Annotated in this window: 13 protein-coding genes; 4 read left to right on the top strand and 9 right to left on the bottom strand. The window is 37.2% G+C overall.

Going from position 1 to position 13,280, the window contains the following annotated elements:
- From RT723_RS12815 to RT723_RS12800, 4 genes are all read right to left on the bottom strand, one after another.
- Complete coding sequence (locus tag RT723_RS12815) at positions 1 to 591, bottom strand: RNA polymerase sigma factor (protein WP_216056495.1); 591 nt, start codon at positions 589 to 591, stop codon at positions 1 to 3.
- Between the two features lie 245 nt (positions 592 to 836).
- Complete coding sequence (gene cspE, locus RT723_RS12810; RefSeq protein ID WP_216056306.1) at positions 837 to 1,046, bottom strand: transcription antiterminator/RNA stability regulator CspE; 210 nt, start codon at positions 1,044 to 1,046, stop codon at positions 837 to 839.
- Between the two features lie 259 nt (positions 1,047 to 1,305).
- Positions 1,306 to 3,156, bottom strand: a complete 1,851-nt coding sequence (locus RT723_RS12805) for a PAS domain-containing sensor histidine kinase (RefSeq protein ID WP_315947457.1) — start codon at positions 3,154 to 3,156, stop codon at positions 1,306 to 1,308.
- Positions 3,157 to 3,184: 28 nt separating this feature from the next.
- On the bottom strand, positions 3,185 to 3,367 hold the full coding sequence (locus RT723_RS12800; RefSeq protein WP_315947456.1) for a DUF1289 domain-containing protein: 183 nt from the start codon (positions 3,365 to 3,367) through the stop codon (positions 3,185 to 3,187).
- 99 nt (positions 3,368 to 3,466) lie between these two features.
- Here RT723_RS12800 and RT723_RS12795 point away from each other — a divergent pair, with 99 nt between their 5' ends.
- The gene (locus tag RT723_RS12795; RefSeq protein WP_216056309.1) at positions 3,467 to 3,727 is read left to right on the top strand and encodes a GrxA family glutaredoxin; all 261 of its coding nucleotides are present in this window, start codon (positions 3,467 to 3,469) and stop codon (positions 3,725 to 3,727) included.
- 181 nt (positions 3,728 to 3,908) lie between these two features.
- Entirely contained in the window at positions 3,909 to 5,210 is a 1,302-nt protein-coding gene (locus tag RT723_RS12790) for an inosine/guanosine kinase (protein WP_315947455.1), read from the top strand.
- 105 nt (positions 5,211 to 5,315) lie between these two features.
- Here RT723_RS12790 and pckA read toward each other — a convergent pair whose 3' ends face one another.
- From pckA to hutI, 5 genes are all read right to left on the bottom strand, one after another.
- Positions 5,316 to 6,923: a phosphoenolpyruvate carboxykinase (ATP) gene (pckA, locus tag RT723_RS12785; RefSeq protein WP_216056311.1), complete on the bottom strand. Its 1,608-nt coding sequence runs from the start codon at positions 6,921 to 6,923 to the stop codon at positions 5,316 to 5,318.
- Between the two features lie 436 nt (positions 6,924 to 7,359).
- Positions 7,360 to 8,028 carry an SCO family protein gene (locus tag RT723_RS12780; RefSeq protein WP_315947453.1) on the bottom strand — a complete coding sequence of 223 codons (669 nt, stop codon included), beginning with the start codon at positions 8,026 to 8,028 and terminating at the stop codon, positions 7,360 to 7,362.
- The gene (locus tag RT723_RS12775; protein WP_315947451.1) at positions 8,003 to 8,569 is read right to left on the bottom strand and encodes a toxin-antitoxin system YwqK family antitoxin; all 567 of its coding nucleotides are present in this window, start codon (positions 8,567 to 8,569) and stop codon (positions 8,003 to 8,005) included. Before RT723_RS12775 ends, RT723_RS12780 begins: the two co-directional genes overlap by 26 nt.
- Complete coding sequence (locus RT723_RS12770; RefSeq protein WP_315947450.1) at positions 8,556 to 9,317, bottom strand: YHYH protein; 762 nt, start codon at positions 9,315 to 9,317, stop codon at positions 8,556 to 8,558. Before RT723_RS12770 ends, RT723_RS12775 begins: the two co-directional genes overlap by 14 nt.
- Positions 9,318 to 9,387: 70 nt before the next feature.
- On the bottom strand, positions 9,388 to 10,626 hold the full coding sequence (gene hutI / locus RT723_RS12765; RefSeq protein ID WP_315947449.1) for an imidazolonepropionase: 1,239 nt from the start codon (positions 10,624 to 10,626) through the stop codon (positions 9,388 to 9,390).
- A 172-nt stretch (positions 10,627 to 10,798) separates the two neighbouring features.
- Between hutI and hutC the strand changes: the two genes are divergently transcribed.
- Together hutC and hutU are read left to right on the top strand one after the other, a co-directional pair.
- On the top strand, positions 10,799 to 11,506 hold the full coding sequence (gene hutC, locus RT723_RS12760) for a histidine utilization transcriptional repressor HutC (protein WP_315947448.1): 708 nt from the start codon (positions 10,799 to 10,801) through the stop codon (positions 11,504 to 11,506).
- A gap of 73 nt (positions 11,507 to 11,579) precedes the next feature.
- Complete coding sequence (gene hutU, locus RT723_RS12755; protein ID WP_315947447.1) at positions 11,580 to 13,253, top strand: urocanate hydratase; 1,674 nt, start codon at positions 11,580 to 11,582, stop codon at positions 13,251 to 13,253.
- Positions 13,254 to 13,280: the final 27 nt, after the last annotated feature.

Below are 13,280 nucleotides of genomic sequence, written 5' to 3'. Positions count from 1 at the left end.
TCACCCATTTAACTCTGAATTAATGGCCAATTGTAATAACTGTTTAGCCCTATGATATTGCGACTTACTTGAGCCAACAGCGATTTGCAATTCTTGACTAATCTCTTCATGTCGCCAACCTTCAACTGCAAATAAAACAAAAACGATTCTGGCTTGTTCTGGCAATTTAGCTATGTGTTTATCTAAACCACTGCGACTTAAATCATGATTAGATTGCTCATCGTTTACTTCTAAATTTGATAATGCGGTTTCGTTTTGTTGATCCGAACCAAACCATGAACGCCACCATTTTTTTTGTTTTCGCATGTGACTGATAGCTACATTACTTGCCACCGAATACAACCATGTAGAGAACTTACTGTCCCCTCTAAAGTTATGTACTTTTTGCCATATTTGTACAAAAACTTCTTGAGTGATGTCTTCTGCAATTTCACGGTCGCCAGATAAACGTAAACACAACGCATAAACTCGATTGCCATATAAATCGTAGAGTTTTCTTAATGCCGATTGTTCACCCCGTTTTAATTGGGCAACGATTACGTCGTCATTTTCTGCTTTATTAGTTCGCCCTTGAAATTGTTCTGGGGCAATCACATTTGATGACACAAGTAAGTTTCTCTTTATTAGTTTCTGTTGTGTGGTTGATTAGTATCATATGAAACAAAAAAGGTTTAAAAGAATATAAATTTATTTGTTAACTAAGGAAAATTATAAAGGGATTGAGCAAATATAGAATTAAGTTATATGGGAAATGAAAGTTGGAAGTGAGAACAAGTGGGTAAATTACAGGCATAAAAAAAGCGGCTTAAAAGCCACTTTTTTTTAGAATTAGAAAATTAAGCTAATTCAACGTTTGCTGCTTGCAAACCTTTTTGACCGTCTTCAACTTCGAAAGAAACCGCTTGGCCTTCTTTTAAAGTTTTGAATCCGTCACCAGCGATAGCACGGAAATGAACGAATACGTCCTTGCCGCCATTATCTTGAGTAAGAAATCCGTAACCTTTCTCTTCGTTGAACCATTTAACTGTACCAGTCGATTTAGACATATAAACCTCGATTTAAATTTACTTTTTTAGGACACAACATGTGCCGACATTATCTTCAAAGGGAAATATTAAATTGCGATGTAACTTATGGAAGGATAACGTCTCAATATCGACCAAAAAATTGAGTCTAGAGGTTTATAAACACATGAAGCAAATAACAATATTAAATATGTCTCTGTAAAGACGAAACAGATAATAGCACATAATTTTAATAAAGCTCATTAAATGTCCATTGATATGCAAAAAAAATCGTATTTTTTTATTCTTTTTCCATATATAGGCTAAATATTGAACCTATCACTTTTGTTTTTTGATAATTATTATCCACCTGAATATCAGCCTGATTGTGTTGAGCTAGTAATTTACAAAGCGGCAATCCTGTACAACAAGTTTCAATAGAGGTTCCATCATTTATTTCTTGTAAATCAAATATGCTTAATTGTTTATGCTCTAAAATACCTAAACCGGTATCTGCGATTATTAATTCAACTCGTTGTTCTGCCTGATACTGAGATGTAATCTGTATCGAAGCCTCTTGTAAGTTATATAAAACCGAGTTGTGTAATAGTTCGTAAATGATCTTTTGCAGGTGGTCTTCGGTAAATCTCACTACGACTTCTGTGTTTACATCATTAATGACACTTATTTTCTTTGCACTAATAGCATCTTCAAGCACAACTAAAGTTTTATCTATCATGGTTTTTAAATTGGTAGTTTGAAAACGAATAGGCTCTTGTTCTGCTCGTAATTTACATATTAAATCTAAGTTATATAGTTTATGTATAACTTCGTTAGTCATTTGGTTTTCTGATTCATTTTGCGCAATGAGGTAGCGGGTGAAGTGAGACATAAACATGTTTTGTTTACGATTATTTTTTCTAGTGAATTCAACTAACAGCTCTTTTTGCCGTTCAACTTCTTTCACCTTATGTTCAAGTCTTGCGTTTTGTTGAACAAGGATTTTCTTCTGCAATTGCTGGTTAACGTTATTTCGCATAACCGCTATATATACATACTGGCCATGTAAATTAATTCTATTAATTGATACAGAAACTGGAATCGCAACGCCATGCTCATGTAATAAATGAAGATTTAAAAATTGTTGTTGGAATAAATAATCACTGTACAACAGCTTTTGTAATTGTTTTTTAGATTGGCTGGATATTAAATTAAACACATTGGCATTTTTTACTTGTTCATCAATCAACCCCAATAACTCACAAAAACCGTCATTATTTTTTAATATTGAACCATCCTCAGAAAAAGCCAAAATGCCATCCATTGAATTCGCCATCAACACTTCTGATATCAAACTTTTTTCTAACAATACGTCAAATGACTTTTGGATATTGCTCGACACCAACAACTCTTCTTTCATTTCTGCTGTTTTTTGCCAAACGCGATTAAACTTGGCTAGCCAATTTGATTCTAATTTTTGGATATCTAAAATATCGTTCACGCCTACTTTTAAGGCAAACTCAATAAACTTAAAACTAGATAATGATTTGTGTTCTCCGTATACAATCACGCCTATTAAAGGATAAGTTTGTTTGATTTTTTCCAATTGCCCTAGCCTGTCCTTATTTTCAGTGATATTAACTAGGACAAGATCAACGCCATGTAATAACGTTAAATTAACCTCATGCGTTAAGGTGCAAGGTATATGAGCTTGAGATAAAACAGAATTTATTTGAAATGCACTTTCAGGTGCACTGTCGATAACAACGACATTGGGTAAGTTTATGGTTTTATCTTCTAACCAATAAGGTTCGATGATTGAAACAATTTCAAAATTTGATAATGCACTCGACAATGGATTTATTTGACGCTTTATAGGCCAAGGAATTAATGGTTTATTCGGATTAAAAAGGATAAATAATGGGATATTTGGCAATGTATCTAAAAGAGAATGAACGACATGTAAGGGAACGGTTTGCTCAATAATCAGCATACAAGGTAAATTCTCCATTTCATTTATGGAAAATCGGTCCCACTCACTCCAGTGGACTAACTTCGCTTTAGCTCCATGGATCTGTGCTAACGTTTTAATGCGCATTGCACAAGTGGTGGTGTTATCAACTATCAATAAATGTTTAGGAGTTCGAACCATCAAGCTTACCCTCCGTTGTAATCAGAACTTATTTTCGAGGCTCGGTAAAAGTATGGTTCTTTTTTCTCATATCACAACGACTTAACACATTTTCTTTTTCATCCATGGTTAACTTCTGCCAACCTGTAATCTCAGTAATATGACGGTAACAACCACAGCAAATATCGTTATCATCCAAACAACACTGTCTTATGCATGGAGACTCAATCATTATTCATCTACTTTTACTATTATCATCATCGGTTTTAATCCATTTAATCTAATAAAAATTTTACATATTATTACATCAATCAGTTTAGAGGAGAATTTTATGTTTACAGTCATTTTTGGTCGTCCAGCTTGCCCATATTGCGTTAGAGCAAAAGAAATTGCGGAACAACTTACTGAAAAACGCGACGATTTTAACTTCCGTTATGTTGATATTCATGCAGAAGGCATTAGCCAAGCCGATCTCGAAAAAACAGTTGGCAAACCTGTGCAGACCGTTCCTCAGATTTTTATCGACCAAAAACACATTGGCGGTTGTGACGAATTTGAAGCATATGCAAAAGCCAATTTAGATTTATATTAAGCTAAGTTATCATCAGCCTATAATATAATTTGTGGGCTGATATTTCTTTATCCACTGAGTTATACCAATTATCAACACAAAACCCTCTAAATTTTTCAACAATTGTTGATAAGTTTATGTTTATTCATCTGTAGACAATTTATAATACCCGCCATTATTATTAGCACAGTGCAATAAATTCATGCGATTTCCAGGCCGTCGAAAACACAAACATTACTTCCCTGTTGATAAAAAAGATCCATTAACCAATAAGTTAACTACCAAAGTTGAACTTGAACATCCCTATATTGTCGGTATGGATCAAACTATCGTTGATATTGAAGCACATGTACCTGAAACGCTGTTACAACAATTTAAACTGACAAAAGGCTTATCTCAATTAGTACCGAGTGAGATTGCAGAAGCTTTGTATCAATATATTGAAAATAACAACCTTATTATTGACCAACATGCCGGTGGCACAATTGGTAACACTATGCACAACTATTCTGTTTTAGCGGATGATCGTTCGGTGCTTTATGGTGTGATGAGTCAAAATATAAAAGTAGGTAATTACGCATATCAGTACTTATGTAATACATCGTCAAAGGTTGATTTACAACACTTACAACCTGTAGACGGTGCCATTGGAAGAGCCTTCACATTGATCACTGAAGATGGTGAACGCACTTTTGCCATTGACTCAGGCAAGATGAATAGACTTACGCCTGAATTTATCGATGAAGATTTAATTAAGAATTCTTGTGCATTTGTCGTGAGCGCTTATTTTACCCGTTGCAGTGGCGAAGATACGTTAGATAAAGCCGCGCTTAAAGCTATTGAATATGCCAACAAACATAATGTGCCGGTTGTACTCACCTTAGGCACTCGTTTTATGATTGATGAAAAACCACAATGGTGGCGTGATTTCATTAAACAACATGTGCAAGTATTAGCCATGAATGAAGAAGAAGCAGAAGCTTTAGTCGGTACCAGCGATCCATTGTTAGCAGCCGAAGCTGCATTAGATTTAGCTGATTTAGTCCTTTGCACCGCTGGGCCACAAGGACTCTATATGGCTGGCTTTACAGACGAAAACTTTAAACGTAGTACGCAATACCCATTATTACCTGGCAGCATTCCCGAATTTAATCGCTATGAATATTCAAGACCGTTACCACAATCTCAATGCTCTGCACCAATAAAGATATATTCTCATATTGCGCCTTATATGGGAGGCCCAGATAAAATCAAAAATACTAATGGTGCAGGTGATGGCGCTTTGGCGGCGGTGTTACATGATATTGCGTCTAATGCTTATCACTCAATGAACGTACCGGAATCAAGTAAACATACTGTGCCTGCGATCACCTACTCTTCTTTGGCACAAATATGTAAATACGCCAATCGAGTCAGTTTTGAGGTGTTATCACAAAGCTCACCACGTTTATCAAAAGGTTTACCTGAAAGAGAAGACAGCTTAGAACAAGCTTATTGGCATTAACCTCTGAATATTAAAAGCTAAACTCATAAGCATAAAAAAGCCTTTGTTTATTCAAAATAACAAAGGCTTTTTATTAGCTTTTATAACCTACTCTTTAGCTAAAACTTATAGCTGAGGACCAGCTGCAACTAGCGACTGACCTTCTTCATTATCAGTAAACTGAACGAAGTTATCAATAAACAAACCAGCTAAACTTTCCGCTTTCTCTTGCCATTGCGCCTCATCAACATAGGTATCTCTTGGATCTAAAATGCCAGTATCACAATTAGCTAATTCAGTTGGTACTTCCAAGTTAAAAATTGGGATGATTTTGGTAGGTACATTTTCGATTGAACCGTCCAAGATAGAGTCGATAATCGCACGAGTATCTTTAATCGAGATACGCTTGCCGCTGCCATTCCAACCTGTATTAACTAAGTAAGCTTCTGATCCAGATGCGTTCATACGCTCAACTAACACTTCTGCGTATTTAGTCGGGTGTAAGGTTAAAAATGCCTTACCGAAACAAGATGAGAACGTTGGTAATGGCTCAGTAATACCACGTTCAGTACCGGCTAATTTAGCAGTAAAGCCAGATAAGAAATGATACTTAGTTTGTTCATCGGTTAGCTTAGATACAGGAGGTAAAACACCAAAGGCATCAGCCGTTAAGAAAATAACTTTTTTGGCATGCCCTGCTTTAGATACTGGCTTCACAATGTTATCAATGTGATTGATTGGGTATGATACTCGAGTATTTTGAGTCACAGAACCGTCAGTAAAATCAATTTTACCATTTTCATCAACCGTAACATTCTCTAATAAAGCATCACGGCGAATTGCATTATAAATATCAGGCTCACTTTCTTTATCTAAGTCGATAGTTTTAGCGTAACAACCGCCTTCAAAGTTAAATACGCCATCCTCATCCCAGCCATGTTCATCATCGCCGATCAATTCACGTTTAGGGTCTGTTGATAAAGTTGTTTTACCTGTACCTGATAAACCAAAAAATATAGCAACATCACCTTCTTTACCCACATTAGCTGAGCAATGCATTGATGCCATACCTTGTAACGGAAGGTAATAGTTCATCATAGCGAACATACCTTTTTTCATTTCGCCGCCGTACCAAGTACCACCAATGATCTGCATTTTTTCAGTTAAATTGAATACGGTAAATACGTCTGAATTTAAGCCTTGTTCTTGCCAATTAGGATTAGATGTTTTAGAACCATTCATCACAACAAAGTCAGGCTCACCGTAGTTTTCCAACTCTGCTTCTGTAGGACGGATAAACATGTTTTTAACAAAGTGGGCTTGCCACGCAACTTCCGTAATGAACCGTACCTTAAGTCGTACTTTTTCATTAGCACCACAAAATGTATCAACAACAAATAATTTTTTACCTGAAAGTTGTTTACTGACTAAACCTTTAAGATCTTGCCAAATTTCTTTAGAGATAGGTTTGTTATCATTTGGAGCAGTTTTAGAGTTCCACCACATTGTGTCTTTTGTGATCTCATCTTCTACTATAAATTTATCTTTTGGTGAACGACCGGTAAATATACCAGTGCTAACGTTAATGGCACCAAGTTCAGTGACTGTTCCTTTTTCGTAACCTGTTAAGGCTGGATTAGTCTCTTCTTCATACAGCACATCGTATGAAGGGTTATATATAACTTCATTAACATCTGTTATGCCGTACTGCGATAAATCTATATTTTTAGCCATTTAAGTTCACCGAATCATAGTTAAATTTAAAAAGAAATCTGTATAGATAAATGGATTCTTTGCTAACACCCACTTATCTATAAAGACTAATGCTCTACTTAAACATGCTAATTTGTAACTTAACAAACGACCTTGCATGGCATTCTAACGTAATTACTCTGTTTTTTGTAGTGCGATATGAAAGTTTTACAAACTAATTACGAAAATGAAATTTTAACATTTAAAAACAGACAGTTAGAATGTTAAATGTCAAAACATTGAATTACAAAACATAAACTTTTAGTTATAAGTTATGGCTAAATATGGAATTATTTGATCGTTACTTTGTCGTTTAAAGGAATGTGACTGTAGGAAATAGAGTGGATATGTTATCTATTCAGATATAGATTGTGAGCAAAAGGTAACAACCCTGTTATTACCTTTTGAGTGAAGAACATTATTTAGATTGGGAGCTCTCTTTTTGTAGAGTGTTAATATCTGTAATTAAGTGGTTAATAGATGTTTTATTCAAACCATTGTAGATTCCGCGAATATGGCGATTGTGATCAACAAGGACGATATTCTCTGTATGGAGGAAATCATTGTTACTGACATACTCTCCTAAATCCTCATTTGCAAAATAGTCTTCTCGGGCAATCGTATAGATATCTTCTCTTTTACCTGTGACTAAATGCCATTTACCTGCCTGTATGTCATTTTCAACTGCGTAGTCTTGTAGAACTTCTACAGTGTCATTTTCCGGTTGGATAGAATGCGAGATAATATAAACATCATTATTATCTCTAAACTCTGTTTGCACTTTAGCTAACTGAGATCGCATTTTGGGACATATACCGGGACAAGACGTAAAGAAAAAGCTAGCCACATATATTTTCCCTTTCATGTCTTTTTGAGTGACAAATTCTCCCAGTTGATTCATAAACTTAAAATCTGAAATTTTATGAAAATCAGTTAACTCTTTACTATCAGGCTTTAACCAATTAGGTGTAAATTCTGGCCCATTATAATAAGGTAAATAGTTATCTTTAAGTGAACTCTCTGCCAAACTAACATTGGTATACAAGATTGTGGTCAGGGCACTAATTACTAACAATAACTTTTTCATCTTCTAACTCCACACACATGTTTGAGCGTTTAAGTCCGTAAATTCGCCCATTAATATACTCATAATTACTAAATAACTTTCCGTTTCGACGCCAGGCTTGCTGTAAACCGGACTCTTGACCTTGGTCGTAATGTAAATTCTTAAACTTCTCGCCAGTGGCATACCATTGCAAAGAATCGCCATGAACTTTACCCAGCTCATAGCTACTTACCGATCTTAAATTCCCATTGCTCCACCAGCTTTTCGTTTTTCCGTGTAAACGGCCATTTTCATATAATGAGTGAAAGCTCAATTTTCCATTAGGGAACCATTGCTTTAAATAACCATGGCGCAAACCATTTTGAAAACTAGCTAACTTGGCAGTAGTACCATTGGGGTAAAACGAAATAACATCACCGGTGAAAGGTTTACCTTGATAAATACGCAAGCCATTTTTAGCAGATAACGTTATCTCGTTACTATTAACTTGTGTTGGTGTTGTTTCAAAGTTTAAAACAAACAACACAGGCAATAGTAATAGAATTAAACTAGCGTATCCCACTAGCTGTACCTTGGTAGTTGCCAGGGAATAAAATATAGTACGAACCTAAGTACACTTCGTTTTCTATATGATAGTGGTATTCTTCACTCTCACTATGTTGTGTTTGTGCGGTATGTCCACCTGATTCATCTAAGTCTGTAGGATAAGTACCTGTGGAATTACATTTACGACCATAAAGAAAAAATCCGTCGCTGATAACCCCAATTAAATTACTGTCGTCATCAGAAAATGAAATAGGCTCTAAATGATAATGGAAGCTTTGCGGGCCAGTATGAGCACCATTAAAATCCAAACTACCAATTGCTCCATCTAAAGGAATACCTGGACCTTCTTCATCGTTGTAAATAACAGAACCACTCACCGCTATACCAATAGCGCCGAGGCCTGTTGAAGATGAGTTTGTTGCTTTCTCTGGAGAGGATGAGACAGTTAACGTATATGTCCCGACAAAATCATCAATGTCACCGGGTGCCATTTTTTGATAAGTAGTTACTGTCGGTTCGACAAATAATTCATGCTCAGAAGACCAATAAGGGGAGGTATGATTTGGGAGGCCATTGGTTTCAATAATGACCTCTGAGCCGCTTAAAACAACACTTACATTGTTGCTATCAAATTCTGCGAATGCAGAATGTAAAACACCGTCACTTGTTGTCGTGGTGTTATCTTCCGAATCAGCAGAGTCACAACCTACTAACGCAACACTTACCAGTAAAACCGTTAAATTTAATAACCTTAAAGAATTCATAGTTGCTCCTATTATTTTGAATATGAATAATAAGAGCTAAATGTGCAAAAAATGAGAATTCAGTTTAAAGTTACAAACTTATTTTTTTACCTTCCACCCAAGAGGTTAATAGCGGATTAACTCCAAACGTATAAGCAAGTTCTGCCGGGTGTTGAATATCCCACAAACACAGATCTGCACTTTGCCCCTGTTCTATCGTCCCTTTATTATTAAGGCCTAATGCCAAAGCCGCATTTTTGGTCACTCCCAGTACTGTTTCTTCAGGTGTCAATTTAAACTGCGTACACGCCATGTGTAACATCAACTTTAATGAACACAAAGGCGAAGATCCTGGATTGTAGTCACTACCAATTGCTATAGGTACATTGGCTTGTCTAAGTTGATTAATTGGCGGTAACTTAGTTTCCGACAAGGTATAAAATGCCCCCGGTAATAAAACAGCAACGGTATTGTTTTGTTGCATCGCCTTAATGCTGTTGTCAGATAAATACTCTAAATGATCGGCAGACAAACCATGATAATTTGCAACTAACTCGGCACCAGACAAATCACTTAACTGTTCAGCATGCAACTTAACCGGTAAGTTTAGCGTATTCGCTTTATCGAACAACTTGCTCATTTGTATAGGTGAAAAGCCGATATTTTCGCAAAATCCATCAACCGCATCCGCTAGCCCTAAATCAGCAACTAAAGGTAATGTTTCGTTTACTAATAAATCAATATAACCATCGGCATTATCTTTAAATTCAGGCGGTATAGCATGAGCCCCCAAGAAAGTTGTTTTTACATTAATTGGTAGCTGCTCCCCTACTTTACGGGCAACTTTTAGCATTTTAATTTCAGTATCAGTATCTAACCCATAACCTGATTTAATTTCTAAACTAGTCACACCCTCAGACATAAGTTGTGTTGCTCGTTTTATAGCTAAATCTAACAGCTCTTGTTCTGTTGCCGCTCTCGTGGCTTTAACCGTTGATATGATCCCGCCACCTTGTTTTGCAATTTCTTCATAACTAACGCCCGTCAGTCGTTGCTCAAATTCATTGGCACGATTACCGGCAAAAACCAAATGGGTATGGCAATCAATAAGCCCGGGTGATAAATACTTACCTTGTCCATTTACCGTTTCAACCGCTTGAAAGTTTGGAGCTTGGTTCTGCTCACCAACCCAAACGATGTTTTGGTTGTGAATAGCAACTAAACCGTCTTGTATTAATCCATATGCATTATCTACCGTAGATGACATCGTCATCACATGAACATTATTGATCACCAAATCAACAACTTGCATGGCTTCTTTTAAACTCATCACAACACCTAAACTTGGCAAATTAAACCTTAATGACAAAACTATAATACAATTAAGTTGTATATACATCTTTAATATGGCATTTTCTTACACAACGCTCAAAGGTGTATATACAATTTGTGTCTGAACTTTTATACATCAGACACCTAGACAATAACTCTGGTTATCAAACATGGCTGCAAAGTTTCAACAAATAAAAAAACATATTTTGACAAAAATTGAGTCTGGGCAGTGGCAAGAAAATGATCCTGTCCCTTCTGAAAACAAACTGGCTGAAGACTTTTCAGTCAGCCGAATGACAGCACGTCGTGCGTTAGAGGAATTAAACCAACAAGGTTTATTAATTCGCACCAAAGGTTCAGGTACTTTTGTTGCGTCTTTAAAAAACCAAGGTTCAATGTTTGAAATTCGTGATATCGCGGATGAAATTAAAGAACGAGGTCATACACACCAAGCAATCCAAATTAAATTAGAACAAGTGATTGCTTCCACATCGATTGCTATCGCTCTAGATGTAAGTATTGACAGCCCAATTGCACACTCCATTATTGTGCATCAAGAAAATGGCAAACCTGTTCAGCTAGAGGAACGTTTTGTTAATCCCAAACTTGCCCCAGAATATTTGTCACAAGATTTTAAACAAACCTCACCCCATGAGTACTTAAGTCAAGTTGCTCCGTTAACTGAAGCTCAGCATACGATCGAAGCTATCGCCCCGAACGCCCAAGTATGTGAGTGGTTACAATTAACCAACCAAGAACCTTGTTTGCAGTTAACGCGTAAGACTTCAAGTAAAAATGGCGTGGTTTGTTTTGCTCAAATTATCTACCCAGGGTCCAGTTACCGATTGAGCGGCCATTTAACGTTCAAAAATACTTAACCTTTAATAACACCAATAATTAATCAAAAGTGGACTACGTTATATCCACTATCTTTATTAAGAGAATTAAATTATGACTGATAAACGATTAGACCTAAGCAGAAATATCAAAGCCGCTACAGGCTCAACAATTACAGCGAAGTCTTGGTTAACCGAAGCAGCAAAACGCATGTTGATGAATAACTTAGATAATGACGTTGCAGAACATCCTCAAAGTCTTGTTGTGTATGGAGGTATTGGACGTGCGGCTCGTGACTGGCAGGCTTATGACAAAATCGTTGAAGTCTTAGATCAATTGGAAGATGACCAAACGCTATTGATCCAATCAGGTAAACCCGTTGGCGTTTTCACTACTCATGAAAATGCGCCCCGCGTATTAATTGCCAACTCAAACCTAGTGCCTCACTGGGCTAATTGGGAACACTTTAACGAGTTAGATAAACAAGGTCTGATGATGTACGGTCAAATGACCGCAGGCTCTTGGATATACATTGGCTCACAAGGCATAGTCCAAGGCACATACGAAACTTTTGTTGCCATGGCCAAGCAGCACTTTGACGGTAATGCTTCTGGAAAGTGGGTATTAACTGGCGGTTTAGGCGGCATGGGTGGTGCACAACCACTTGCGGCCACCATGGCTGGGTTTTGTGCCTTAGTGGTTGAATGTGATGAATCTCGTATCGATTTTCGAATTAACACCCGTTATATAGATAAAAAAGCCACATCATTAGATCAGGCTTTATCCATGATCAACGAAGCCACAGCAAAAGGCGAAGCTATTTCAGTTGGCTTATTAGGTAACGCGGCAGATGTATTTCCAGAGTTAGTTAAACGTGGCATTACACCGGATGTGGTGACCGACCAAACATCAGCACACGACCCGTTAAATGGATATTTACCATTAGGTTGGAGCATGGAACATGCTGCCGGTATGCGTAAAAAAGATGAAGCTGCTGTAGTGAAAGCCGCCAAACAATCCATGGCAGTGCAAGTGCAAGCAATGTTGGATTTACAAGACGCTGGCGCAGCAACCACAGATTACGGTAACAATATTCGACAAATGGCATTTGAAGAAGGTATTGAAAACGCATTTGATTTCCCAGGTTTTGTACCTGCTTATGTCCGTCCTTTATTTTGTGAAGGCATTGGACCTTTCCGCTGGGTTGCCTTATCAGGTGATCCTGAAGATATTTATAAAACAGATGCCAAAGTGAAAGAACTTATTCCTGATAATCCGCACTTACATAATTGGTTAGACATGGCTCGAGAACGCATTCAATTCCAAGGTCTACCAGCTCGTATATGTTGGATTGGTTTAAAAGACCGTGCGCGTATTGCTCGAGCTTTTAATGAAATGGTGAAAAATGGCGAATTATCCGCCCCTGTTGTTATTGGTCGAGATCACCTTGATTCAGGTTCAGTGGCAAGTCCAAACCGTGAAACAGAAGCCATGTTGGATGGATCAGACGCAGTTTCAGATTGGCCTTTATTAAACGCCTTATTAAATACAGCCGGTGGTGCCACTTGGGTATCCATTCATCACGGCGGCGGCGTAGGCATGGGGTTCAGTCAACATTCAGGTGTTGTCATAGTTGCGGATGGCACTGATGCTGCTGATAAACGTATTGCCAATGTATTGTGGAATGACCCAGCCACTGGCGTTATGCGCCATGCCGATGCCGGTTATGACATTGCTAAACAATGCGCTAAAGACCAAGGGTTAAATCTCCCTTCTTTAGAAAACTAATAATAATTTCCACTTTGAAAGCCAAGC

Source organism: Psychrosphaera aquimarina (assembly GCF_032461525.1).
GTDB lineage: Bacteria > Pseudomonadota > Gammaproteobacteria > Enterobacterales > Alteromonadaceae > Psychrosphaera > Psychrosphaera aquimarina.
Note: the sequence above shows the minus strand (reverse complement) of the source record. Positions and strands in the feature narration are given on the sequence as shown.